The following is a 24,877-nucleotide window of genomic DNA, read 5'->3' on the forward strand; positions in this document are numbered from 1 at the left end:
ATTATAACAAATTTATATAAACTGGAAAATGTAATGTCCAAATATGACAGATCAAATTCTCCTTACAGGAAATTTAAAAGAAGCTGCTAGAAAAGCTGCGCAATGGTTAGCTAATAGAAAGCCTATAAGAGATTTAAGAGATTGGGGTACAGCGTTCTCTTTATGGCCCCCTCACTTTACCACTAGTTGTTGTGGGGCCGAATTTGGAGCATTTGCTGCTGCAAGGTTTGATGCAGAGAGGTTCGGTATGCTTCCCTTCTCTTCTTCAAGACAATCTAATATTCTAGTCATAGAAGGTACAATGACTAGGAAAATGGCAAGGGCTGCAAGAATAGTTTATGAACAAATGCCAGAGCCAAAATACGTAATGGCCATAGGTGCATGTAGTCTAGAAGGAGGTATTTTCTGGAATTCTTATAATACAGTCTTACCTTCAGAAGTAGGAATACCAGTAGATATTTATGTGCCAGGCTGTCCAATTAGACCAGAGGCAATAGCTAGAGGACTTCTAATGTTACAGAAAAAAATAAGACATCAATCAACTATTAAGATGTAAACGTTATTTACATTAGTATATGTAAGGCCTGTTTTGATTACTGCGGAATACTTCTCTAAGAGTTCATAACTTGAATGATTTTTTAGACTTTCCTCAATTTCCTCATAACTTATGTTCATATCTCCTCTAATTACGCAGCCAGCATACTCACTATTTCCATCTATTCCGTCTGTGGCAATTGCATAAAATTCATAATTTCCTCTAGCTTCTTCTAGAAGCGAAAGGGCTACTTCGCCATTTCTTCCTCCTTTTCCGAATTTCCCAGTTATTGTGACGTCCGGTTCTCCACCTATTATTATACTACCTTTTTTAAATGGTATGGAATATTGTGAAATTGATTTATATATTGATGCAATAAATTTACCTAGATCTTTTGCCTCTCCAACTACTTGGGAAGTAAGAATAAGCGGATTATAAAGATGAGAAGAAATCTTCTTTAATACGTCCATGTTATCCAGAATAATATAATTATCAGCATTAACTTCTTTGGGCGTTTCTATTAAGTACCTAGAGTACTCTGGAAGACCTATATCTTCAAGAATTTCCTTGGCATCATTAACTGTGCTTTTATCTGCTACAGTATACCCGCTACCTATACTTCCTAAATCATTACCCGGAACGTCACTTACAATAAGAGTCAAAACTTTGGCTTTAGAAAGTCTTGCTAAAGAACCTCCTTTAAGCCTCGATAAGTGCTTTCTCACTATATTAATTTTTGTTATCTCCAAACCAGATTTTATCAACCTATCGTTAATTTTTCTATATTCTTCTAGAGGAATGACTGGATCTTCTAGTAGAGCTGACGCTCCTCCAGAAAGTAAGAAAATTAAAAGATCATAATCTTCTGTTGTAAGCATTTCCTTTACTCTTTCCCCTGCTTTTAGGCTGAACTCGTCAACCTGAGGATGACCTGCTTCTATGACGTTCTTTAAAGGCAAATTAGACCCATGAGGGGTTATAACCACATAGTCTACGGGCTCTATTCTATCTAAAAAGAATTTAGCCATTTTATAAGAAGCTTTTCCAACTGCTATCATAAGAGGCTTAGAAAATTTGTATTCCTTACCTTGTACTATTATCTTACCATTTTCGACTTTTACTTTTTCCATAAGTGCATTATATGGGTCTGCATATTCTAGGATCTTATCTATAATAGAGAAATTCATGATATTTTATATTTGAAAATCGAATAATAAAAACTACTACTTATTGCTAACTTTTCTTCTTATTAGTTTTCTGACTGGATTTATTACTGTTCGCGGACTCCAATGATCTCTTATATTCCTTATAAAGATCCGAAGCAATTCTACGCCCTTCCTTAGATAGATCAAAGTATATTCCCTTAGGTTTATGACCTAATTCTTTCGCCTTAACTTTTAACCAAGGTTTTACTGAAGAAGTTACTGATTTCTTTAATGCTCCTTGAAATCTCACTAAATAACCCATTTCTTCAAGTTTTCTACAAGCTGCATCAATCTCGTCTTCGTTATATTTAGGAGCCCATCCACTTTCTCCTAATAACCTTCTAGCCATATACCATGGGTTATCTGGACCATATTTATATATATGGATAAGAATTTTTTTCATTAAATCATTAAGCTCAGACATTTACAACTACCTGGTCAGCTAATGTTTTTGTTATTTCATTTATTTTACCATTAATTTGAACAATAAACTTATCTTCATCCTTTTTTAAAAGTTTTATCGTCTCCCCAGGTTTTATTCCTAACATCTCCATATTTCTTAATATCCATTCTTCTTCTTTAACTATCATGACCACCTTATATTCTCCCTCGTTTACTTCCGATAATAATTTACCAGTAGGTATCTTCATCCTGCCAGGTATAGGATGCCCGTGAGGACAGGTAGAGGGAAAGCCTAATATTGCATCAATCTTATCTAAAACATCGTCAGGCCAAATGTGCTCCAACCTATGAGCTATTTCGTGAGCCCTAATCCAATCGACTCCAATAACATCAGTAAGTAGCCTTTCGGAAAGTCTATGAGATCTTATTAACCTTTCTGCAATTTTTCTCCCATCCTCAGTAAGTTTCAATTTCCTATTGGATCTAGTGATTAGTCCTAGTGATTCTAATCTATCCAAAGCCTTACTTATTGTACCAGGAGAAACTTGAAAAGCAAGAATTAAGTCAGTAACTTTAGCCTGACCTTTTACTTCCTCAAGCTCGTAAATTTCTTTAATATAATTCTCAAGTGCTTCCGATAATTCCATACTTTATGTTTTGATTTTAGCTTTTATAGTTTCTACCAGCCTTGACGTGGTTTCCTCCTTTACAAATACTTCTACATTAGTTGAGAATTTGCCACTAATTCCTTGTTCTTTTAAATACTCCTTAAGATTTTCTAAAGCCTCGTCAACTGCTGACGAAATATGTGAATGTAACCTACTTACTCCTACATTATCTGGCAAATCTAGGTTATCTACTTTTACCACAGCGTAATATTTTTTGTTATCTTCCTCGACTTCCATCATGTTCTCAAGATACTCTTCAATTCGAGAGTAAAAAGATTAAGGTTCGAAAATAGAACTAAGAAAAAATATTAAACTTCCAAATTAAATGATTATAAGTATGTACAAGGTTATCTTTAAAGTCACTAAAGGCTTTGCCAACAATTCGTCACAATCTTTGAGAAAAATAGGGTTTATACCAATATACAGAAAAATTCAAGGCGATTATGATATGTATATGACGTTATTTAAAGGAAACAATTTTGCCGAAGTAAAGGAAGCTATCTCTGAGGCAGCATTCTATTTTGCAAAAGAGGGAAAATTCGGCAGGCAAGATTTTGCAACAATATATGAAGTAGATGACAAGTATTTAGGAAAAGGAATAGGAAGTTTACTAGGAGCAGGCTTAGGATATAAAATAGCAGGATTGCCTGGTTTAATATTAGGTTTATTAGGCGGTGTAATAATAGGTGAATTAGCAGATATAACTTTGGGAGAAAAATTTGTAGGTGTTATGGAATGGCCGAAACTAAGCTACTAAAATTATTAGGAAATAGAGTAACGAGTGGAATCTTAGGTTTATCTCTCCTCGTCTCTTCAATTTACCTAGTTGTTTCAATAAAAGTTAATTTTTATGATTTACTTTACGAAACTCTAGTATATTTTAACCCATATTTTCTCTATGTAATTGGTATTCCTTTAGGATTAGAAAGATTAATTTATGGAATAACTGGTAATAAAAAATTCTCAGACTTCTTCTTTGGAAGAACAGAATTTACAGCTATGTACTTATACTTCCTTTCTTTATTTGGAATAGTAATGGGAATATTTATTGTAATTTATTCAATAGCACTAACTGGGACATTAGTAAAGGCAATGGATATAATAGACGGTGTGAGTTTCATTCTATTTGGAATTTCATTGGTAGCGCTTTAAGCTTGTTTTTTGCACTTTAAAAGAAGCCAGGGCCCGTATTTTTTAATCTCAAGTAAAGTAAGTTTATTCTCCTCAATTGCAGATATATAGTAATCCCTATGCCTTAACTCTATCTTCCACCATTTAGATAATAATCTAGAAATAACATTACTTTTAACTAAGACCAAAATTTCACATTTACCATTAGGTTTTAAGACTCTGGAAATTTCCTTTATAGCTAGAGAAGGATTATTTAACATATGCAAAACTAGAAAGGATGATACAGAGTCCATAGAAGCTGATTCTATAGGTAGAGAAGTAGCATCAGCTCTTACTGCTATAACGTGAGAAAATTTCTTCTTTAGAATTGAAAGAAACTTTGTAGAAATATCTAGGCCTATACAGTACTCGCATTTAACATACTTGAATATTGTTCCTGGCCCAGTACCTATGTCAAGAAAGTTTTGAGAAGATAGAAAAGAACCCGCATCCTTAAATATTCTATCGTATGAATAAAACGAAGTTAAGAAAAATCCTAGAGGTGCCCAAATTTTATCATAAATCGGAGCAATTCTTTCTAGTAACGCGTCTCCTTTAACCTTGGAGTTGACTAAGAAATCATATATTCCATCATGATACATAAACTTATGTCCCTTTTCGCATTCCAAGTTTTCATTAACTGGAGTTCCGTCGTAAGGACAAATAAATCTCATAATTACTTTATCTGAAAAGTGGTAAATATATATCGTATAAAATCTCTTAAAGTAACTATTTTATTCTTGTTTATGCAAAGACTTCCTATATTATATTCTTTCATTACCTTTACGGCTTCATTCATTGGATAATTTTCATTAACACATATAAGATTCGGATTCATAACCTCCATTACTGGTACATCTACCGTGTATTTCTGTGCATAATAATAAAGTATATCTCTAGCCGACAGCATTCCTACGGGTTCTTTTTCAATTACTGGTAAATGTCTTATGCTGTTTTTAACCATAATTTCAATAGCTGAAATTACGTTAGTATAAGGAGCTATATATAATGCTTCCTTAGCTATATTATTTACATATGCTTTAGGAAAATCGTAAGAAAATACGACATCTTTCTCAGTTATTATTTTATCATCATAAATAACCGAGTCAACGTTATTCTCAACCATTGATTTAACTACATGTACAACGCTTGCAGAGGAAATTTTTATCGCCTTCTTTAATTCTACATCTCTTAATCTAGCTTCACTTTTAAATAGTAAGTTCCTTAATGCTTCGTCCACAGTAAAAATCCCATAAATTTTACTATTACAATAAACTACAATTCTCCTTATATTGTTTCTTGTCATAAAAAATATTGCTTCGTCTATTGTACTTTCGCAACTTATTGAAATTATTTTTGATCCACTAATCTGCAATTTTAATCTCCTTTATCCCATATTTTTTCATCATTGTATATAAGAAGGATGTAAGCAAAGACTTTTGAGCTTTTGTCCCATTAATCTCTACATTAGGATAACTTATGCATTCTTCCGCTTTTTTAGATATTTTTTCAGCAATTTCCTTAGCTTCCTCTGGAGATCTTATTTCGAATTTGTAGCCTAAGTTTAAATCCTTAAAACCCTCTATTATTATAACATCGGCAGGAAAAAGTGAGAGATAATCAAAGTCTTTACAATCAAAAAATAATGCACAGTCATTACTATGGAAGACTACTAAGTCTGCTCCCTCCTTTTTAAATTTGAAAGTATCTTTATTTTCGTCATCAATAATATGGTGAGAATGTTTTATTACTGCTATTATCAAGTCCTTCCTTTTACTTTTTAATTCCCTTATAACTTCAAGGATAGCTGTAGTCTTCCCAGAATCTTTCTTGCCAACTATCTGAAAAACGCATGTCATATTAACTTATACTCTTACTAAATATTGATGCTTATCCCTTTAGAAGAAGCTAGAAAAATTATCGAAGAAACTGAATTTCCCAGACCTTCTGTAAGAGAAGTTGATTTATTGGACTCTGTAGGTAAAATTGCCGCAGAGGACGTCATATCAATAGAAGATATTCCAGAGAGAGACTTATCTGCAATGGACGGATACGCAATAAGAAGTGAGGATTTTGGAAAGAAATTAAAGGTTGTAGGATCTCTTTTTCCGTCAAGTAAGGAAGTACCTAAAATTAATGAAGGAGAAGCCTTTTACGTAACTACTGGAGCACCAATACCTGAAGGAGCAGACGCTGTGTGCAGGATTGAGGCGACTAAGAGAGAAGGAGATTACGTAATTATAGGAGAAAAAGTTCACAAGGGAAAGGATATAAGACCGAAAGGAGAAGATATCAAAAAAGGAGAAAAAATACTTAATCAAGGAGAAAAAATAACACCTTATCATTTGGGAATTTTAGCATACGAGAAGATATACAAAATAAAAGTGCTTAACATAAGCTTTGCTGTCTTTGCAAACGGAGATGAACTTTCGCCATTTCATTCTAATGGTGAAAAAGTAGATTCAATAACTCCAATTTTAATTCCTTTGCTATCATCTTTTGGGAGTGTAACATATCTTGGCGTAGCTAAGGATAATCCCGAAGACGTGGAAAAATTCATTGAGAAGGCATCGTCGTTCGATTTTATAATATCTATTGGTGGATCTTCGGTAGGTGAGAAGGATTACGTAAAGAGAGTTATTGAAAAGAAAGGTGGAAAATTGCTTTTTGAAGGCGTTTCAGTAAATGTATTAAAGAGAGGAAGTGTTGGTTTAATAAACGGAAAACCAATCTTAATCTTACCTGGGCAAGTAGTTTCAGCAATAACTGTGTTTCACGAGCATGGATTGCATGTAATTTCAAGGATGATAGGAAAGGAAATAAGAAAATTTGAAGAAATAGAATTGGGGGAAGAAATAGAAATAAGGCACAATATGGATTCCACATTCTTGTTCGAAGACAGAGGAGGAAAAGCTTACCCATTAAGGTGGGGAGTAGGGCTTTATAGTGAGCTATATAAAGCATCTTGGTTTGGTGTCCTAAAGAGAGGAAGAAAATATGAAAGAGGAGAAAAAATCCTCTTACAAAGACTTCTTTGATGCAATAATATTAGCCGGAGGAGAATCAAAGAGATTCGGAACTGATAAATGCTCCTTTGAAATAGATGGAAAAACAATGCTACAAAGAGTTGCAGAAAACTTTGAGAATCCTATAATAGTTACTAGAATTCCAAGAAATTACGGGATAGAAATAAAAGATGACGGCAAAGGACCAATAAGAGCTTTAGAAATTGCGATTAAAAAAATTGAAAAAGATAAAGTTTTTGTAACTGGATGCGATTTTCCTTTTCTTAAAAGAAAAGTTGTAGAATATATCTGCAGTAAGGATTATGAGATCGCAATGCCTTTATTAGAGTATCCACAGCCGCTTTTAGGTTGTTATGATACTAGATTCTTGAAAAGTAATATTTCAAGGATAGTATCTCTTCAGGATTTAATATATTTGGCAAATAATGTTTACCTAATTGGAACTGAGGAAATAAAGATGATAGATTCAAGCCTTGATTCTTTACGCAATATTAATAGGCTAACAGATTTCTACACAAAAATAAAAATTTTTACTAAATCTAAAATTTTGTTAAGATAAAGATTTCAACCCCTTTACGGTATTTTTAAACGTTGTTTAAATCCTCAGTGGAATTTTATAGTACTTTACAGTTTTATCTTAAATCTTTTAACAATAATACTAAAGGTAATCCTTTTATATGTTTATGAGTAAAATTATATTTAGACCATAAATGGCAAAAAAGAAGAAATCTGGCGAATCATCAAGCAGTAGTGGCGGGTCATCAAGCAGCGGAGAAAAGAAAAAGTAACTGGGGCAACTATTCATCTACCTCTAAAGTTAATATGTTTTTTCTTTAGTTACTTTTAAATGCTTGCTCCATTCATTCCAACTCCAGAAGAAGTTATTAAAGAAATGCTAAGCTGTGCTAACGCAGGAAGAAACGATATTCTAATAGACCTTGGAAGTGGAGATGGTAGAATACTTAAAATTGCAAAGATGTATTTTCACGTTAAATTAGTCATAGGCGTAGAATTAAATAAGGTTTTATGTAAGGAGTCTAAATCAGAAGATGTGGAAATAATATGTGGTGACTTATTATCCCTTTCGGAGGTTTTAATTCCAAGAGCTACAATAATTACCATTTATCTCTCGCCTAGAAGTAACAAACTCTTGGAAGATATAATCTTAAAGATTGGCAAAAGTGGCTTGAAGATAATAAGCCACGATTTCGAATTTAGTAAATTATCTTTAGAAAAAATTAAGAAAATAAAAGCAATGGGTTTATTGGGCTTAACTGAACACACTATTTATTGTTACAAATTATGAAAGTTTGCGTATTATACTCTGGAGGAAAAGATAGTACTTATGCATTGCATTGGGCAGTATTTAAAGGCTTTGAAGTAATATCTTTACTTACCCTCCTGCCTAAAAGAGAAGATTCTTGGATGTTTCAGTATCCTAATGTTGAATTCACTAAATATCAGGCTGAGGCATTGGGAATGAATATTATTCAAATGCCAACATCCGGTGAAAAAAATAAAGAACTCGAGGACTTATATGCTGCTTTTAAAAAATGTAAAGATCTAGGAGCTCAGGGCATTGTAACAGGGGCACTATTATCTGATTATCAAAGGCTTAATGCTAACATTATAGCTGAAAAACTCTCACTGAAGACTTATTCTCCATTGTGGAGAAAAGACCAAGAAAAGTATATGTATGAACTTATAGATGAGGGATTCGAGTTCATAATTACTTCCACATCCGCTTACGGTTTTCCTTATGAGCTTTTAGGAAAAGTAATAAAGAGAGAGGACATAGACCTAATAATAAGGAGAGCAAGAGAATTTGGATTCAATCCTGCATTTGAAGGTGGAGAAGCTGAAACGTACGTTATTTATGCACCATTATTTAAAAGAAGATTAAAAGTGTTTGGAGAAATAAAAAGATTAGGAGAGGATAATTGGAGGTTTTTAATAAAACGTATACTTTGAAAAACTGTTCCTTCGTAATAGACTCAGAAAAAACTCTAGAAAATACTAACATAATAATTGAAAATGGTAAAATAAAAAGCATAGGCAAGGAAACAGAAGGAGATGAAATAGACTGTTCAGAGTATGTAGTAACTCCAGGTTTTGTAAATTCACATACTCATTCTGCCATGATCTTCTTAAGAGGATATTACGATGATAGCGAACTACAAGAATGGCTGGATAAAATGTGGGAAAAGGAAAGATCTGTAAGTAAGGATATATTAAAGATAAGCAGCGAATTAGCAGTATTGGAAATGTTATCTTCAGGGACTACCGCATTCGTTGACATGTATTTTAATCCAGAAGATATAGTAGAGATATCCCAGCAGTACGGTATTAGGGCTGCCGCAGGTTATACTTTCTTAGATAAAATCTTTGACCCGGAAGAAGTAGCAAAAATGCAAAGAAGACTTCGCGAGACTAACCTATTCAAACCAATAATTAATGTGCACAGTATATACGCAGTAAACGAAAAAACGTTACTCTTAGCAAAAGATCTAGCTGAAGAACAGAACACTTGGATAAACATACACTTATCTGAGACTAGAAGAGAAATTTACGAAACAAAATTAAGAAAAGGAAAATTTCCAGTAGAGTATTTGCACTCTTTAGGAATAACAAAGTTCCAAGCAGTTCATCTTGGTTGGGTAGCTAGTTGGGAAATTGAAATGCTAAAAGATTCTGTTACAGTAACTCATTGCCCAACATCTAACATGAAACTAGCTACAGCAGGAGCATTTCCGTTCTATGAAATGATGAACGCAGGAATAAATGTTACAATAGGCACAGATGGACCAGCTAGTAATAATTCACTAGACATTATAAGAGAGATGAAAAACGCAGTATTATTACAACGTCACTCCTATTGGGATACCAGAATAAAGGCTTTACACGTATTCAAGGCCGCTACAGAAAACGGGTATAAATTATTAGGAATCAAAGGTGGATTAATAAAAGAAGGTTACGTAGCTGACTTAATACTTTTTAACAAAGATGATCTTTATCCTTTAAAAAAAGACAGACTGTTATCAAATATAGTTTATTATGCCACTGGAGAGAATGTAAATAAAATAATTATAAATGGAAGGATAATAGACAAGAAATTTATAAAAGAAAAGATTCACGAACTAGCAAAAAAATTAAATGAACTTATTTAAGGCTTAAACTCGCTTTCAACTAATGATGCCATCTTATCTGAACAGTCCTTAATATCTTGTAAAATCTTAGACTTTAGCTCGTTGTAATCCTTTGCCTTGTAAAGGTATCTTGGTCTTCCTGCCTTATTTCCTGGCTCCTTAATCCTCATTACTAATGCCATTTCTAAAAGTTTATTTAAGCTTCTGTTAATTGATGCCTTAGAAAGCTTTAAGTCGCTCTCAAGCTCTTCAGTTCCTCTTGCATCTCCTTTCATTAGTGCCATTAATACTTGCACATCAGTTTCTGAAAGCCCATAGCAAAATGACAATATATCTACCAACCCTGCATCTTTTCCAGATGGTAACTTTATTCTTGATCCACTTATCTGACTTTGCTCCATTTAAACCACAAATAAAGATTCTAAACTTCTCATATATATATTTTTTCCATGTATTTTAAGGATAGCATTTCAACTTTTATAGAGAAGTAAGACGTTATACAAAAGAACTCATAAAAGTTAATTATATATTTATGTAAATCGTTCCCAAAGTATTCACTATGTCCTTAATACTTTCAAAGCTATTTTTTACTGTATATAAAAAGATTTATATATTAGAAGATTAAATAGGTAACATAGTGATCTATAAATGGCAGACGTAGAAGAAATTGTAAAAGTAAGTAGAAACTATCAAGTTACAATTCCCGCTAAAATAAGGCAGAAGTTCCAAATAAAGGAAGGAGATCTAGTTAAAGTAGTATTCGATGAAAAAGAGAATGCAGTAAAGATAACACTGCTTAAGGAACCTTGGAAGTAAAAATTTTTAAATAAATTCTCATTTTTTGTTTTCCATGCTTATTGATATTCATGCTCACTTAAATTCTGATGAGCTTAAGGACAAGATAGATGAGATTTTATCCAAGTGTAATATAAAAATAATAAACGCTGGAGTTGATTTGCATAGCGACTTAGAAACACTAGAACTAGCAAGAATATACAAAGACATTGTATACCCTGCAATAGGATTTCATCCTGAATATATAGAGAAGGCCGAGAAAGAAGTTGATAAAATATTACCTTTAATAGATAAGGCAATGGCAATAAGCGAAGTAGGATTAGATTACTACTGGATAAAGGATGAAAAACTGAGAAAAAAGGAAATAGAAGTACTATCTACTTTCTTAGAAATAGGAGAAAAGAGAAGAAAACCAGTAATATTGCACATAAGAGGCGGAATGAGTGACTTTCTTCAGTTAATATCTTCATATAAATTAACTTTCATAATTCATGCATTCGAAGGTAGTATAAAAATAGCAAGAAAAATTCTAGACCTTGGAGGATACTTATCTTTTCCACCAATTATAGTAAGAGATAATCTAAGAAGACAAATCGCAAAAGAAGTACCTCTAGATAGATTATTTACAGAAACAGATTCGCCATTTTTAGGGCCAGAAAAAGGAAAGATAAACGAACCATGTAATGTTAGCATAACACTAAGCGAACTATCTATAATTAAAGGATTGGGCAAGGAGGAGATAGAAAAGCAAATTGAGAAAAATTTTTACAGAGTCTTCATGCAATAAGGAAACTAATAAAAGGAAAAACAAAAAAGAAAAATTGCCTTAAATTTTACTTCTTTTCCTCTTCTTGGGGCGCGAAGTAAACGAATAGGAAGAACGATATGAAGCCTATGAAAGCCATTATAGTGAATAGTAATGTATATGGTGCTGCTGCAGCATGAAGAGTGGCGTCAGCTAATTCCCATACTAGTAACGCTATAGCTAATATGTAACCTACTCCTAAAACTTTGAAGAAGCTAACCATTTTAATCACACTCCACTAATATTACTCCCCATGCACCCATAATATATCCTTTCTGAACTCCTATTAGATCCCCAATCTTAGTGCTTAAGCCACAAGGATTATAGTTATAATATACTGGCGTTATTATTCCGTATAAGTATGCTGGTGCAGTAGCGTTAAAAGTGAAGCACATAGTAGTTCCATAAGATATTGGAACTTGCTTTACTAAAGTAATTGTACCATTCCACCATATTGCGTATATTCCTACATATACTGAAGTTACTGGATAAGCTGTTCCATTTACGGAATAGTTGTATAAGTAATTCCTATCATCGTCTGGAGTTGGTATATACATTTTAACAGTTACAGTCTTATGTGCACAAGTTATTAACGTAGGACCTGGCACAGTGTCATTAAATATTCCACATTGATTTCCTACTAAATAGAAGGATGTTGATGGCCCAATTATTGGCGGATTATATGGGTCTCCCTTTAATGCCACACTCTGTGCAACTGAAGTTTGTTTCTCATACGCTGTTATATTTCCTGAAGTGAAATATCCGCTATATGGTAAACTTAGGAGTAATCCTGTTTGATAACTGAACCAAGGTCCGTTATATTCTCCTCCTAAAAATGCATAAGCTCCAGTTATATTTGGAACTGGTAATACATCATATGCTACTAAACCGGGAACTATTTGGTCTGTCACTACTCTATCAGAATAGTCTGCAAAATAGAAGTTAGAAGTAACATCAGCTGAACGCATTGTTATATTTAAGTACTCTCCAGGGTGACCTATTATTAGGTTATAGTAATAAGGACTCCCTAGCTCATCCGATATTATTCCACCGCCGCTTTCATTTATCTTGAATAAGTACTGGTAGGAAGTAATATGAACATCGATAATTTTAGATGTGGGAACTCCTACTAGACATCTTTCTACTGAAGGAACTCCCCCTACAACAAAATCTTCAGGTAAAGTTCCTGCTATTACAATTGCAAATAAAACTATTACAAATATTGTCCAAGCTAATTCCCATCTTTCTTTTTTGTCCATTTAAATCACCTTTTAGATAGAATCATATTTAATAAAAAAAGAAATTATAAACTCTTCGCACCCTTTAGTACTGGGTAAGAAATTAATATTATACCCAGTGTTAGAAGGATTATCCACGCCCACGGCATTGCATTATACATATCTCCGCCCAACGCTAGAGGTATTGTACTAATTACTATTATTAAAGCACCTATAATTCCTAGAGCCCAATATGCTCCTAATGCTTTGCTATTCATAGTTTTTCCTATTTTATTGAAGTTATTAAGTTTAAACCCGGCAGAACTCCAATCTAAACTCATGGCAACCGTGTTAATGAGCTGACCTAATGATAATCCTTCTAATCTTGCAGTCCTTCCTTTCACTAGGGTTGCTACTAGATTTACGAACCAAACTAGTGTAGCGATTTCAGCAATAAGTGCTCCAGCAGTTGCTAAATTCTCAGCAAATACTAAGCCAGGAACTCTTGGATATATTTCCGCCCTTCTTACAACGCCGTAAAAGCCTATCATTTCAAAGCCAATTATTAGGATTGAAGCTCCTATTGTATAACCAATATAATGAATCCATGCCATCTTGCTAGAATACCACTGCCTACCAGTCATCATTGGTATCATGAAATATAATACCGCCATTGCTGCAGGTACAATTGATAATAAGATCATAGCGTGGAAGTGCCCAACTACCCACATGCTATTGTGGACTATTGAGTCAAAGGCTATCGTAGCGTTAGCAATTCCAGTTACTCCTGCGGCAATTGCCCCTGCAAATGACGTTGCTACAAATGCAGTAATTACGTTAAAGTTAACTTGAGCACCTTTTGCTGTAGCCCATAAGTTAAGGAAAGTCATCATTGAGGGAACAACTACTGCATAAGTTAGTATTTCTTGTAATACTTTTATTGCCACTGGTAAGTTAACCATGTATAAGTGATGCACGGGAACGTTATTGGAGAAGATTAAGTAGAGTAATGCGGAAATTCTTGCCATTCTATCGCTATATAATGGTTTATTTGCTAGAGTTGGTATTAATAAGTAAAGTGCAGCCACTGCAGGTAACCATGCCATGTAAACTACTGCATGACCAAATATCCAGAAAGCTATTTGGTTAGCTATTGGATTTAATCCAACTATTCCAGCGTAAGCTAGAATATCCCATATGTCAGCAGCAGTTACTCCGGAGTAACCTATTGCATATAATAATGTATTCATTAGGAAGAATACTAGAGCTACTGGCAATTTTTCCTTTAATGACTTAGATGCAATATAGTAATGATAGATAATCCATACCGAAGCCATATAAGTGAAGGCGTCAAGTAATAACCAACCTATGAAGAATAGTGGAGAAACTACGTACTCAGAATAAGGAGGAATCCCCATTGGAGATATATAGTACCAATCAGTTGCGGAGAAGTAATTATCATTAAATGTTGGGAACACAACAATGGGTCCTTCCATGAACATCATGGAAATGTTTATTGCAATAAATGCTGTATTTAATAACCATTTTGCTCTGGGCTGAAGGTTTAATAATTTTATTGTAAAGTAAATGAATAATGCAAACTCAACTTGCTCTGCAAATCCGAATAAGTCCCTCTCTGCATGTAGAGTTATTCCTGCATAGTACTCCTGTGAAGTCATCGCCAATACTCCATAGGTTCCCCAAGTGGACTCTTGGATTCTAACCATTAATGAGTCTATAACACCAAGTAAACCCCATATAACTCCCATTACTAACATTGCCATTACAATTCTAGTAGTCCAGTCTTTGTCAAGTTGGAATAAGGAAATTACAAGATCCTTTAGACTCATATCGGATCAATGACTAATGTATATTTTTAGTTCTTATATTTTACATTAATATTTTTTTATAAAGTTACTTTAACACAGTTAAACTATCTATAATAAAGGAAAATGTTATAGATAAGGTAAAGTATGTTAAATATTGAATTTAAAGATTTTTTATTAAAAATCGAGAATTCTATGTCTAGCGATGTAAAACAGTAAAGGGGTAAATTCTAAATGACGACAGTTACTACATCTAGCTTATCGAATAAAAGTGCAATTGAATAAATTGCGAAATTGAGTAAGAATAATAATATTTGAGATGGACTGTAGATTATAAGTACTTTACCCGCAATTAAACTTACGCTTTGTAGCGCCGGGAGCGGGATTTGAACCCGCGCGGGGTTTCCCCCAACGGCTTAGCAGGCCGCCGCCCTAACCGAGCTAGGCGATCCCGGCATTATATTTATTCTAATCTATAACTTAAAAATCTTTAGATAAGTTGCTCAACGTCAAGCATCTAAGTATTTGCTTTGTATATAGAGCTAATAATTTTAACCTCATTTATATAGATAATCTAGAGATGCTCAGGGACTAAAATATGAAGGCGGATAATCCCCTGATACCCCCCAGTCCCTGGGCATCTATAAATAATAAAGAAATCCCATGTTACCTTTCCTCCAAATATAATATTTTTCTATGAATCTCTTCATCAATGACCTAATTTTAGAAACTTTAACTTCTTGATAATTAATTCCCCAAGGAACTTTTGATCTTATATGAATTCCTTCTCTTCCAGTATCAACTATGTGAATATAAATTGGTTCAAATTCTCCCTCAAGTTTTCCAGATATTTTTTTACCAACATATATTCCTTCTCTCATTGCCAACTCTCCTAATTTCGGCCAACCTTTGATAATATCTCCTATTGCATAAACGTTTTTCTTAACCCCAAGATAACTATTAACACTTAGCAAGCCGGTAAACTCTGGAGGAACGCATTTTTCGATAATGAGGTTAGGTTCTTCGCAAGTTTTAATGTATTTTTGGGTTAATTCACTTACTACGTTGGCTACTTTATTGCCTAGATAAGATAAGAAGTTGCCATGATATCTCACGTTCTTTCCGGCAATTTTTGAATACAGTGTTATCTGCAGAGCCAAATAATCGTCGTACTCGTCTTCGGCCGTTATACAAATATTTTCTTTTACATTTTTATTATTTATTCTCTTCATTATATATTCTAAATTAGGTCTTTTGCAACCTAAAGCAATAATTATCTTATCAGCCTTGTATTCACCTTTGTCAGTTTTTATTTCTAAATTTGAAATATCCACGTCTTTTACATCTTCTTTTCGGACAAAATTTAAACTAACCTCATATTTCGTATTCTTTATCAGATTTCTAAGATATGCTGTATAGAAAACGAATTTATTCTCACGAGAAAGAATTATTTTCTCTGTTCCTCTTATATTGTAATATGCATTTAATCCCGCATATCCAGAACCTAGTATGAATATCACATGAGTTGTAAGTAGAAAGATTAATAATTTTTGTGTAATCTCTCTCTTATTGGATTGAAGTTAAGTCTAGCTTATTCAAAAGAAGAGGAATTACTACCTATATTACCTATTTTAGATAAGGAAATAGATAAAGGAATTGAAATAGAAGCAATAAAAATTAAGGAAGAAGAAATTAAGTTTAAATACACTAATTTTGACCTATATTATCTTCCTCTTCCAGATCTAAATTATATTGAAACAAAAATATTATCAAATGGAGCTTATGTAATAAATTCCTTAGGATTGGATAGTTTGAAGAACGAAGTCTGCATAAACAGTAATTCTACGGAGTTTTACCTTCTAAAGGTGTTAATGAATTATAGAGGAATTCCAAACGGCAGAGATAACTGTAACGGAAGTAAATTCACTACAAAGGAGTTCAAGATATCATTAAGCGATAAATGGAAAGAGGTGTGTGGAGATTTACCAATAGTTTTGAACGTTATAGGTAGCAATTTGCCTGAAGACGTAATAAGTAAGGTGAAAATACTGATTAGAGAGTCTGCAAGTTTACAAGAAGCAAAAGGCGTTATAACGCCGATTTCAAAGGAATTAGGGCTTAAAGGAAGAAAAGCCATTGATTGTTTCTTCGACTTATGTAGGAAGAAGAACTTGTGTAATGTAAATAATTATGTAATTTTGTGAGAAAATTGATTAAAGATTTTTTGACTACCCTTTTATATTTCGTAGAAGAGAAAGGATACCCTTTGCCTGTTGCTTTCAAGAAAACTAAAGAGATTAAGAAAGTTAAGGGAATTAATTACGACGAGTTATATGAAATATCTAGGCTACTCCTACTTTCATATAATTCTCTAAAAGGTAAAAGGTCTAAAAAAGTAGATCAGTTTTTACAAGGTAATTACGAAATTCTATTACCTTCATGGGCTAGGGAAGAGTTGTCAAGATATCTAGATGTGAAATCTTTAGAAAAATCTTTGAGAATAAAAAATACGTGGGTTAGGATAAATACCTTAAAGGTTGACGTTGATAAGGTTTTAAAATCATTAGAGAATCAAGGAGTTAGTTTTGAGGTTGATAATGACGTTTATTATTTGATTAAAGTTGAAAACGAGAGTAGACTGAAAAAGACTAAGGAGTTTGCAAATTTTGAGATTATTATTCAAGATAAGGCTAGCGTATTAACCGTTGAGAGTTTAGAAGTTGAAAATAATGATAAAATTATAGATTTATCTTCAGCTCCAGGTACTAAAGCGTCACAAATTATGCAACTAGGTGAGAATACAGTTGAATTATTTATAGCTGATGTTGATATAAATAGGCTAAAAAGAGAGGTAGATCTGCTTAAAAAAATGGGAGTTAATATGAATAAAGTTCATATTATACACCAAGATTCTGCTAGTAACTCGATGCTAAGATCTGATAAGGTACTACTTGACGCACCTTGCTCTTCTTCTGGAATGATTTCTAATGAGCCAGCAATAATGGTTAACCTTACGAGAGAAAAGGTAATATATTACTCTCAGCTTCAAAAGAAAATGATAGATGAAGCAAGAAAAATTATTGACGCTGATTATATAATTTACTCGGTATGTTCTTTATTCCCTGAGGAAGGAGAGGAACACTTTCTAAACCTTAAAACTGAGAAACCAAAAATAGTTGGTGAAAGACCTTACATCGATAACGTTAATGGAATAAGATTATTCCCTCATATCAACTTGACTGAAGGATTTTTCATAACTAAAATACTTTTGCAGTAGTCTACAATTTAAATACATATAAAATTATGTGAAAATTCCTAATTATAAGTACATTTCAAGAATATTTATCCCTGAAGGAGTAAATTATACTTTAGAGAACATTGAGAATACAATCTATTTGAAAACAGATTCAATAAGACAGCCAGAGATCATTCTTTTCCCTGAAGTAAATATAGGAAAAGATCCATGGATGATTCAAAAAAGTAATAAGTTAATTCAAATAGACGGAAAAGAAGAAGTACTAGAAGAAAGCCATGGAGATTTTCTAGGCGTTACTTATATTAATATTGAAGGAGTAATAGAAAAGGTTTTACAAATAAGGGAAAATGAGTTTATTTTTAATGGAAATAAATATAATAAATTCCTAAAATTTTTTAATACTTATATCTTGGAAAATAATAGGAAAATAACTTTAATATATGATAATATGGAAATTGATAGAGATAAGCCAAAATATTACATAGTAAATAAAAATGGGATCTCGCTAGTTTATGATGGTTATACTGAGATAATATCAAAGTCAGGATCCTTAACAATAAATGAAGAGAAAATTCTCTTAGGTAGATATGGCAATAGATCAATCTTCCAAGGTATCGATGGTAAAATATTACTTGAGGAAGACGTGATAGGTTTCTGCGAAAATAAGGCAGAGCTTTTAGGAGTTATTAATAACGGAATAGTTATATCCTGTGGTGATAAAGTAAAATATTTCAGCGACGGAATATGGCAGGAAATTGAAATTAACGCTAATCCGTTCTTGAGTTTTGTAAATTCTAATTTTATTATATTAACTGCAGACAGTCACACATTAGTTTACGATAAAAATCTTTTTTTAATATATAAATTCCTCAGTTCTGGAGCCAGCGCAACTACTAGATATATAGTTTTATTCAGAAACCCCTTTGTCGGAGTAGTAGATAGCCTAGACGATGAAGATGTAATAAGGACTGAGAAAAATGTGCTAGATACTTCTTCGCCGATAAAAATCCTTATAAGAAAAAACTATGATATAGAATATCAAAATGTAATAGAAGTTATTAGAAGAGATATAAATTCAAAATATTACGAAGTTGAAGTAGAACCAAAATTATTGGGAGATTATGAGGCTAAATTTAAATTAATATCACCATTCTTCTCATTAAATGCTAATATACCAATTATAAGCGAAAAACCTAAAATATATGCCAAGGGTTCTATTATAAGGACTAATGGAGAAGTTCTAGGAACTAAAATGAATTCATATCTAAATCTGACTATTAATACTAAAATAATAACAAATATACCTTATGTAATTAGAATAAGGTTTAGAGATAAATTATTTGATTTCACATTCAATGAAAAAGAAGTTAATAAAGAGCTTAAAATTCCTATCAATATATTTGATAAAAAAGACTCAAATGAAATCATTAAAATAGAAATAATAAGAAATAACGTAATACAAAGCTCCATGGAATTCCTTGTTCCTATAATTTTTGTAGAACCTCCTAAGGAGTGGAAATCAAAAATTGTGGACCGTGGCGACTATATAGTGAAAATATTATACGCTCGTAAGGGAGACATTTCTTGGACTAAAATTTGCCATTATCCAAAGCACAAAAAGGCAATATTAATTAAAGAAAACTCAAAAGAGGGCATAAAGATTTCTGGAGATAAAGTAATTGTAAATTTAAAAAACCCTATAGAAAACTTATATTACACAATAAATTATCCATATTTAGTTTTAATACCAAAAATGAAATATTATTACCCTATAGAAGTTTTCTACGGAACACATAGTTATAGAGGTCTTCCCGAAAGGATAATATTCCCATTAGACCCAGCGTATGATGAAGTTTTCATTAGGATCTACATTGGGAATAAAACAATAAAGAGAACATATAAAATTCCTAAAGAGGTATATTTCAAGGTTGCAGCGAACTCAAAGAGTAAGTTAGAAGAATTGCTCAAAAGTTTTGGTATAGTCTGAAGCTTTTTTATTTTCAATCTCTAACGTGTCTTCCAATATAATAAAAAATACGTATTATGTCATGGGCTGCAAAGTTTCAATATCACAAGTTGATAATATATTAAATTACACAGTAGAAGAACCTACATTAACTGCAGAGGAAGAGAAAGCTCTCAAATCTCAAGTTCAATTACCTCAGAATAGTATAGAGAAAATAAATTATTATAGAGAAAAAATGGAAAAATTCGGTAAATTAACTTGTTTAATGCTTGATAAGAACGTTGAAGAAATTGAATGCTACGACGTTTCAAAACCTTTAGCGGTAAAAATTAAAGGGTTAGGCAGAGCAATAACTAATATAAAAATCAGTAAAGATGAAATACTAAATATTTTCTCTAAATTTATTGATTCAAAAAATTACAGGAGGCTAGGAAAATATATTGTTATAGAAAATGACAAGTTTAAGGCGATAATTAAAGTTAAGGATGATATAAACTTTAACATAATAAAAAGCGATAGTTTGTACTCTGAAAGTATAACTGAACTCATTTCTGAAGGATACTTAAATAAGTACTCCACTGCATACTTATGGCATATTATTGAGAACTTGGGAATTATAATAATAAATGGAAATAAAAGAATTGCCAGATGTTTAGCCTATTCTTTAATAAACCTAGTTTACAATAAGTTCAATAAAATTGTAGTAGTAAGCAAATCTAAGATTAGAAAGCTTGACGACTTAATTGTACTAAACGATGTTAAAAATCTCGATATAATTGATTATTATAATCCAGATATTGTATTATTCGATTACATTGATAATGATGTAATTGTAAAAACTCTAGATTTAAATACTCAAAATAAGGGAATCATAATATTATCCGAATTTCCAGATAATATTACTTTTCTAAGTAGCTTATCAAAATCTCAATTACTTTCCTTATCTAAACTACCTACAATACTTGTAGAAATAGTAAGAAATTATATTAATATTTATGAGTTATATTCAATAAGGACTAAAGTAAGGATACGAAAGGTATGTAAAAAAGGTAATATGAACAAAAAGGAATTTAGCTACTCTATTACGCTGAAGAATAAGATAAATACCAATAATCTAGATTTAAAGGTATCAATTATAGAAAATTTAACTAATAATAATATCTTAGATAAATATGAAATAAGAGAGAAAATAATGAAAATAGGTGAAAAAATTGAGCCAGAAATTTAAATTTATAAAATTGTTTAATATCAAAGGCTTTGGAAATTCTAACGAGGAAAACATTACTGATCTTGAAAATTTATCAATAAAGATCCTGATATTTAATTATCTAACATTTATATCAAGTTTAATTTACTTGCGATTCTATATTCAAACATTGGCCATTGCCTTACTTGTTTCCGCATTAAGTCTGTCATATCTTATAATAAAGAACAAGATTAACTTTACACAAAAAGTTAATCTATTATCATTAACTTCGATAATACCATTATTACTTCCAATAACAATAGAAGCAAGGATAAGTGCTTCCCTTGTCATATTTTCTGTACTTAACTGGAATTTTAATAAGGAGGATGTATATCATCAATTTCTTAAGAGAAAAGAAGAAAAAATAAAAGAAATGAAGAGAGAATTATTACAAGGAAGTAAAATTTACAAGGCGACTATAAAAAGGTTGAACAAGCTTGAGAGAAAGCTATATGAATTCTATCAAAAACTGCAAGTATTTTACTTCATACTGTATTTCCTACCTTTGCTAACCTTGCCTATAATTAAATCATCAGGAATTATAGCATACGAGGAAGGAGTATTAACTGTATTAATAATGTCTTCAATGCTATCTCTGCTGTTAAGAAATAGTTTATTTGACTACAAAAATATATTTTATATATCATTAATTTCAGCACTAATATGGTTTATATAAGTGCATCTTTACTTTCCTTTGTGATAATATCTATTTCGTGACCTTTTTCTAAAGCATCCAAGATTTCTTCGCCTTTTTGAGTAAGCTTATATACCTTGTGCGAACCTTTAGAGTAAATAGTTTCTATAAGCCCTAATCCTTCTAGAATGTGGAAAATTGCTAGAACCTCATATCTGGGAATTTTTGTCCTTATTACTACCTCTCCGGGATTTACTGCGCCGTCTCTTATAGACTCAAGAACAACTTTAATTTCGTACATCAGTTGAGATACTGGAGCTATTTCACTTAAAAGCTCTCTCACTCCTTATCATATTGTGAAGTGTACTGGAAAAGAAATCATTGAAAGACTAAGAAAGGCTTATAAGAGAGACCCTAAGGAATATGTTGCTTACGACGTATGGATAAACTTTAAGGATCCATTTAAAGTTCTTATAGCAACTTTACTTTCTCAGAATTCTACAGATAAAGGAACTTATAAGGCATTCTATACATTGGAGGAAAAAATAGGAGTAACTCCGGATAATTTGATTAAAGCCAATCTAGACGATATCGCATCATGTATAAGAAATATTGGAATTTACAGAATTAAAGCAGAAAGAATAAAAGAACTTTCAAAAATTGTAAAAGAAAAATATAATGGTGATTTAAATAAAATTCTAGATAAAGCTCCACAGGAAGCTAGAGAAGAATTATTATCCCTCCCTGGTATAGGAGAAAAAACTGCTGATGTTGTACTGTTAACTTGTAAGGGATATCCATACTTCCCAGTTGATACACATATAAAGAGAATATCTCAAAGACTGGGAATAGCTTCGGGAAGTTATGAACAAATTTCTGCTTCCCTTATGAGACTTTTTGACCCTAAGGATTACTTAGAGGCGCATCATTTATTAATAGCTCACGGAAGAAATGTTTGCAAGGCAAAAAATCCTTTATGTGAGAAGTGTGTACTAAATGACTGTTGCGAATATTACTCCAGAATTAATAAAAATAAACCAAATAATAACTCATGAAGATATAGATATTGTTAACCTAAACAAGGTAATTGACTGTATTAGGAAAACTAAGGAAATTAATCCCATAATAATTGATGAAGAAACGTTCATGGTAATCGACGGTCACCATAGATTTTATGCAATGAAATTATTGGGATTTTCAAAAATACCTGCATATTTAATCAACTATAGAAAGGATTATGTAAAAGTAAATAAATGGTTTAGAAAAATAGTATTCAGTAAAGGAAGTAATGTAGATAAAATACTCTCGTTGATTATACCAGATACTGAAGGAAAGGTTTGTATTAACTTTTTCTCTAGAAAATTCTGTTCTAATTCAGAATATACTCTATACTGGAAATTAAACATAATAGAGAAATATTTATTATCAATTGGAGTAAATGTAATAAAGAATCCCAAAGAGGGAATAGAACCGCCCTATTTAGATAAAGAATATGTATTAAGTATTGCTAAGAAAGGATTAAGATTCCCGCCAAAAACGACAAGACATAGCTATGAATTTATTATCCCGAGTTATAGAATTTCATTGAATGAATTCGTTTAGCGTTATAACGCAGATAATAGTATTTGTAATACCTTCATTAATTCTATTATATCAATATATATTCTTTAAACTAGGATATAATAGAATAGACGTCATAGATGCAAATCCTAGAGACTTACCTTTGCTTTCAATTATAGTTCCTACAAAAGGCGAGAGACCGGAATTAATACAAGGACTCCTAGATAATTTAGCAGAAGTAGATTGGGATAAGAGTAAGATGGAAGTAATAATAGTATCAGACGATAGCCCAGAATATTTTGAGGAAATGAAAGAGAAAATAATTCCGCCACAAGGATTAGAAGTTAGAATGTATAGAAGGGATAAAAAATTAGGTTTTAAGAGCGGCGCTTTAGCTTATGGATTTGAAAGAAGTAGAGGAGACTTAATATTAACTTTAGATGTAGATGCGAGAGTAAGAAAAGATTCTATCAAAAAAGCTTACCTTCACATGTTACAATTTGGATGCGACGCAGTTACAATGAAATGGATAGGATATTCACATAATGGTTACTCGCTTTTGGCTAAGGGTATAATGGTATCTACTATAATTGCAGACAACTCTATTCTTAGAGGAAGAGATAGAGCAAATTTAAAGGTATTTCCTGTAGGATGCGGAACAATGTTTAAGAGAAGTGCAATAGAAGAAGTAGGCCCTTGGGACTATAACATGATTCAGGATGATTTAGAAATAGGAGCTAGACTTATAAATCGTGGAAAAAGGATATGCTCCTCTGACTCTATAGTATTTGTCGAAGTTCCAGATAATTTACTAGCCTTTTACATTCAACAGACCAGATGGGCAATGGGAAGCATAGAAGTTCTAACTAGAAGATTTAAACAAATAATAACTAGCAAAGCTAATATATTACAGAAAATAGACGCATTACTGTTTCTTCTCCAATACGTACCTATTGCATTAACTTTCATTGCAGCATTGCTTATCTCAGTTTATTCCTTTTTAGATAAAGGGGATCCATTAAATTCTATTCCGCTCTTTACTCTGTGGGCTATAGCACTTGGAATATATGCATACAATTTCATTAAAGTAGCTAGAGATTCTGGGATTAAATTAATTGAAGCGTTAAGATCATTAGGTAAGATCTCTGCCTATACTGTTTCAATATCTCCATTTATTACCTTATCCATATTTAGTGCATTTAAAAAGTCAAGAAATTATATTATAACTCCTAAAGGAAAAGCCGGAAAAACAAAAATAGTATACATAATACTAGCCTTCGGCGTGTTATTCCTCTCTGCTTCAATAAATTATTTACTTCATCAAGAATTCATATCTGGCTTGTGGCTTCTTTACTATTCTTTAGCTTATATTTTTACATTCTCTTCATATAAACAAGAAATTAAATAGAAGCTTTTAACT

31 protein-coding genes and 1 tRNA gene are annotated in these 24,877 nt (G+C 32.2%); 18 read left to right on the forward strand and 14 right to left on the reverse strand.

What is annotated here, in order from left to right; translation table 11 throughout:
- The first annotated feature begins 43 nt into the window (after positions 1-43).
- A complete protein-coding gene (locus tag D1866_RS10400) occupies positions 44-556 on the forward strand; it encodes an NADH-quinone oxidoreductase subunit B (RefSeq protein WP_013775348.1) in 513 nt (170 codons plus the stop codon).
- Here D1866_RS10400 and D1866_RS10405 read toward each other — a convergent pair.
- From D1866_RS10405 to D1866_RS10420, 4 genes are read right to left on the reverse strand one after another with little or no spacing between them, the layout of a single operon-like run.
- Complete coding sequence (locus D1866_RS10405; RefSeq protein ID WP_152939679.1) at positions 535-1,722, reverse strand: glycerate 2-kinase; 1,188 nt, start codon at positions 1,720-1,722, stop codon at positions 535-537. The two genes, D1866_RS10400 and D1866_RS10405, sit on opposite strands and share 22 nt — an antisense overlap.
- 46 nt (positions 1,723-1,768) lie before the next feature.
- On the reverse strand, positions 1,769-2,164 hold the full coding sequence (locus D1866_RS10410; protein ID WP_152939681.1) for a hypothetical protein: 396 nt from the start codon (positions 2,162-2,164) through the stop codon (positions 1,769-1,771).
- The gene (locus tag D1866_RS10415) at positions 2,157-2,789 is read right to left on the reverse strand and encodes a metal-dependent transcriptional regulator (protein ID WP_152939683.1); all 633 of its coding nucleotides are present in this window, start codon (positions 2,787-2,789) and stop codon (positions 2,157-2,159) included. Before D1866_RS10415 ends, D1866_RS10410 begins: the two co-directional genes overlap by 8 nt.
- Positions 2,790-2,792: 3 nt before the next feature.
- Positions 2,793-3,050: a hypothetical protein gene (locus tag D1866_RS10420; RefSeq protein ID WP_231136324.1), complete on the reverse strand. Its 258-nt coding sequence runs from the start codon at positions 3,048-3,050 to the stop codon at positions 2,793-2,795.
- A gap of 97 nt (positions 3,051-3,147) precedes the next feature.
- On the opposite strand from D1866_RS10420, the gene D1866_RS10425 reads away from it, so the two are divergent.
- The gene (locus tag D1866_RS10425; protein ID WP_152939687.1) at positions 3,148-3,567 is read left to right on the forward strand and encodes a hypothetical protein; all 420 of its coding nucleotides are present in this window, start codon (positions 3,148-3,150) and stop codon (positions 3,565-3,567) included.
- The gene (locus D1866_RS10430) at positions 3,546-3,962 is read left to right on the forward strand and encodes a hypothetical protein (RefSeq protein WP_152939689.1); all 417 of its coding nucleotides are present in this window, start codon (positions 3,546-3,548) and stop codon (positions 3,960-3,962) included. Before D1866_RS10425 ends, D1866_RS10430 begins: the two co-directional genes overlap by 22 nt.
- Here the strand turns inward: D1866_RS10430 and D1866_RS10435 are convergent.
- Genes D1866_RS10435 through mobB form a run of 3 tightly spaced genes read right to left on the reverse strand, consistent with a single transcriptional unit; the run spans position 3,959 to position 5,839 of the window.
- Positions 3,959-4,654 (reverse strand): class I SAM-dependent methyltransferase, encoded by a 696-nt coding sequence (locus D1866_RS10435; RefSeq protein ID WP_152939691.1) that lies wholly within the window; start codon positions 4,652-4,654, stop codon positions 3,959-3,961. The genes D1866_RS10430 and D1866_RS10435 overlap by 4 nt on opposite strands.
- A gap of 2 nt (positions 4,655-4,656) precedes the next feature.
- A complete protein-coding gene (locus tag D1866_RS10440; protein ID WP_152939693.1) occupies positions 4,657-5,355 on the reverse strand; it encodes a CBS domain-containing protein in 699 nt (232 codons plus the stop codon).
- Positions 5,345-5,839 (reverse strand): molybdopterin-guanine dinucleotide biosynthesis protein B, encoded by a 495-nt coding sequence (gene mobB / locus D1866_RS10445; protein WP_152939695.1) that lies wholly within the window; start codon positions 5,837-5,839, stop codon positions 5,345-5,347. Before mobB ends, D1866_RS10440 begins: the two co-directional genes overlap by 11 nt.
- A 24-nt stretch (positions 5,840-5,863) precedes the next feature.
- Between mobB and D1866_RS10450 the strand changes: the two genes are divergently transcribed.
- From D1866_RS10450 to D1866_RS10470, 5 genes are all read left to right on the forward strand, one after another.
- Positions 5,864-7,018, forward strand: a complete 1,155-nt coding sequence (locus D1866_RS10450) for a molybdopterin molybdotransferase MoeA (RefSeq protein ID WP_170254115.1) — start codon at positions 5,864-5,866, stop codon at positions 7,016-7,018.
- Complete coding sequence (locus tag D1866_RS10455) at positions 6,978-7,565, forward strand: molybdenum cofactor guanylyltransferase (RefSeq protein ID WP_152939699.1); 588 nt, start codon at positions 6,978-6,980, stop codon at positions 7,563-7,565. Before D1866_RS10450 ends, D1866_RS10455 begins: the two co-directional genes overlap by 41 nt.
- A 288-nt stretch (positions 7,566-7,853) precedes the next feature.
- Positions 7,854-8,312: a class I SAM-dependent methyltransferase gene (locus D1866_RS10460; RefSeq protein WP_152939701.1), complete on the forward strand. Its 459-nt coding sequence runs from the start codon at positions 7,854-7,856 to the stop codon at positions 8,310-8,312.
- A complete protein-coding gene (locus D1866_RS10465) occupies positions 8,309-8,977 on the forward strand; it encodes a diphthine--ammonia ligase (RefSeq protein WP_152939703.1) in 669 nt (222 codons plus the stop codon). Before D1866_RS10460 ends, D1866_RS10465 begins: the two co-directional genes overlap by 4 nt.
- Positions 8,947-10,173, forward strand: coding sequence for an amidohydrolase (locus tag D1866_RS10470; RefSeq protein ID WP_152939705.1), 1,227 nt, complete (start codon positions 8,947-8,949; stop codon positions 10,171-10,173). The genes D1866_RS10465 and D1866_RS10470 overlap by 31 nt, the downstream gene beginning before the upstream one ends.
- Here the strand turns inward: D1866_RS10470 and lrs14 are convergent.
- The gene (gene lrs14 / locus D1866_RS10475) at positions 10,170-10,553 is read right to left on the reverse strand and encodes an Lrs14 family HTH-type transcriptional regulator (protein WP_013775363.1); all 384 of its coding nucleotides are present in this window, start codon (positions 10,551-10,553) and stop codon (positions 10,170-10,172) included. The two genes, D1866_RS10470 and lrs14, sit on opposite strands and share 4 nt — an antisense overlap.
- A 247-nt stretch (positions 10,554-10,800) precedes the next feature.
- Here lrs14 and D1866_RS10480 point away from each other — a divergent pair, with 247 nt between their 5' ends.
- Together D1866_RS10480 and D1866_RS10485 are read left to right on the forward strand one after the other, a co-directional pair.
- A complete protein-coding gene (locus D1866_RS10480) occupies positions 10,801-10,968 on the forward strand; it encodes an AbrB/MazE/SpoVT family DNA-binding domain-containing protein (protein ID WP_013775364.1) in 168 nt (55 codons plus the stop codon).
- Between the two features lie 34 nt (positions 10,969-11,002).
- The gene (locus tag D1866_RS10485; protein WP_152939708.1) at positions 11,003-11,734 is read left to right on the forward strand and encodes a TatD family hydrolase; all 732 of its coding nucleotides are present in this window, start codon (positions 11,003-11,005) and stop codon (positions 11,732-11,734) included.
- 46 nt (positions 11,735-11,780) lie between these two features.
- Here the strand turns inward: D1866_RS10485 and D1866_RS10490 are convergent, their stop codons facing one another.
- The 5 genes from D1866_RS10490 to D1866_RS10510 form a co-directional block, all read right to left on the reverse strand.
- Positions 11,781-11,975, reverse strand: a complete 195-nt coding sequence (locus D1866_RS10490) for a hypothetical protein (protein ID WP_152939710.1) — start codon at positions 11,973-11,975, stop codon at positions 11,781-11,783.
- A 1-nt stretch (position 11,976) separates the two neighbouring features.
- Positions 11,977-13,011 carry an oxidase gene (locus D1866_RS10495; RefSeq protein ID WP_152939712.1) on the reverse strand — a complete coding sequence of 345 codons (1,035 nt, stop codon included), beginning with the start codon at positions 13,009-13,011 and terminating at the stop codon, positions 11,977-11,979.
- 44 nt (positions 13,012-13,055) lie between these two features.
- Positions 13,056-14,819: a cbb3-type cytochrome c oxidase subunit I gene (locus D1866_RS10500; protein ID WP_152939714.1), complete on the reverse strand. Its 1,764-nt coding sequence runs from the start codon at positions 14,817-14,819 to the stop codon at positions 13,056-13,058.
- A gap of 347 nt (positions 14,820-15,166) precedes the next feature.
- A tRNA-Ser gene (locus tag D1866_RS10505) sits at positions 15,167-15,251 on the reverse strand.
- Between the two features lie 185 nt (positions 15,252-15,436).
- Entirely contained in the window at positions 15,437-16,315 is an 879-nt protein-coding gene (locus tag D1866_RS10510) for an NAD(P)/FAD-dependent oxidoreductase (protein ID WP_155861154.1), read from the reverse strand.
- A 54-nt stretch (positions 16,316-16,369) separates the two neighbouring features.
- On the opposite strand from D1866_RS10510, the gene D1866_RS10515 reads away from it, so the two are divergent.
- From D1866_RS10515 to D1866_RS10535, 5 genes are all read left to right on the forward strand, one after another.
- The gene (locus D1866_RS10515; protein WP_152939716.1) at positions 16,370-16,999 is read left to right on the forward strand and encodes a hypothetical protein; all 630 of its coding nucleotides are present in this window, start codon (positions 16,370-16,372) and stop codon (positions 16,997-16,999) included.
- A 62-nt stretch (positions 17,000-17,061) separates the two neighbouring features.
- The gene (locus D1866_RS10520; protein WP_231136325.1) at positions 17,062-18,072 is read left to right on the forward strand and encodes an RsmB/NOP family class I SAM-dependent RNA methyltransferase; all 1,011 of its coding nucleotides are present in this window, start codon (positions 17,062-17,064) and stop codon (positions 18,070-18,072) included.
- Positions 18,073-18,100: 28 nt separating this feature from the next.
- Positions 18,101-20,038: a protein UpsX gene (gene upsX / locus D1866_RS10525; protein ID WP_152939720.1), complete on the forward strand. Its 1,938-nt coding sequence runs from the start codon at positions 18,101-18,103 to the stop codon at positions 20,036-20,038.
- A 61-nt stretch (positions 20,039-20,099) separates the two neighbouring features.
- Positions 20,100-21,245 carry a hypothetical protein gene (locus D1866_RS10530; protein WP_152939722.1) on the forward strand — a complete coding sequence of 382 codons (1,146 nt, stop codon included), beginning with the start codon at positions 20,100-20,102 and terminating at the stop codon, positions 21,243-21,245.
- Entirely contained in the window at positions 21,229-21,939 is a 711-nt protein-coding gene (locus D1866_RS10535; protein WP_152939725.1) for a hypothetical protein, read from the forward strand. The genes D1866_RS10530 and D1866_RS10535 overlap by 17 nt, the downstream gene beginning before the upstream one ends.
- Here D1866_RS10535 and D1866_RS10540 read toward each other — a convergent pair.
- Positions 21,932-22,198 carry an SSO5209 family protein gene (locus D1866_RS10540; RefSeq protein WP_013775375.1) on the reverse strand — a complete coding sequence of 89 codons (267 nt, stop codon included), beginning with the start codon at positions 22,196-22,198 and terminating at the stop codon, positions 21,932-21,934. The two genes, D1866_RS10535 and D1866_RS10540, sit on opposite strands and share 8 nt — an antisense overlap.
- A 55-nt stretch (positions 22,199-22,253) precedes the next feature.
- Here D1866_RS10540 and D1866_RS10545 point away from each other — a divergent pair, with 55 nt between their 5' ends.
- The 3 genes from D1866_RS10545 to D1866_RS10555 are packed head-to-tail and all read left to right on the forward strand — an operon-like array spanning position 22,254 to position 24,865.
- Entirely contained in the window at positions 22,254-22,952 is a 699-nt protein-coding gene (locus D1866_RS10545; RefSeq protein WP_155861155.1) for an endonuclease III domain-containing protein, read from the forward strand.
- Positions 22,894-23,499, forward strand: a complete 606-nt coding sequence (locus D1866_RS10550; RefSeq protein WP_152939727.1) for a ParB N-terminal domain-containing protein — start codon at positions 22,894-22,896, stop codon at positions 23,497-23,499. Before D1866_RS10545 ends, D1866_RS10550 begins: the two co-directional genes overlap by 59 nt.
- Positions 23,486-24,865, forward strand: a complete 1,380-nt coding sequence (locus D1866_RS10555) for a glycosyltransferase family 2 protein (RefSeq protein ID WP_152939729.1) — start codon at positions 23,486-23,488, stop codon at positions 24,863-24,865. The genes D1866_RS10550 and D1866_RS10555 overlap by 14 nt, the downstream gene beginning before the upstream one ends.
- The last annotated feature ends 12 nt before the right edge of the window (positions 24,866-24,877 follow it).

Source organism: Acidianus ambivalens (assembly GCF_009729015.1).
In the GTDB taxonomy this organism is placed as follows: Archaea; Thermoproteota; Thermoprotei_A; order Sulfolobales; family Sulfolobaceae; genus Acidianus; species Acidianus ambivalens.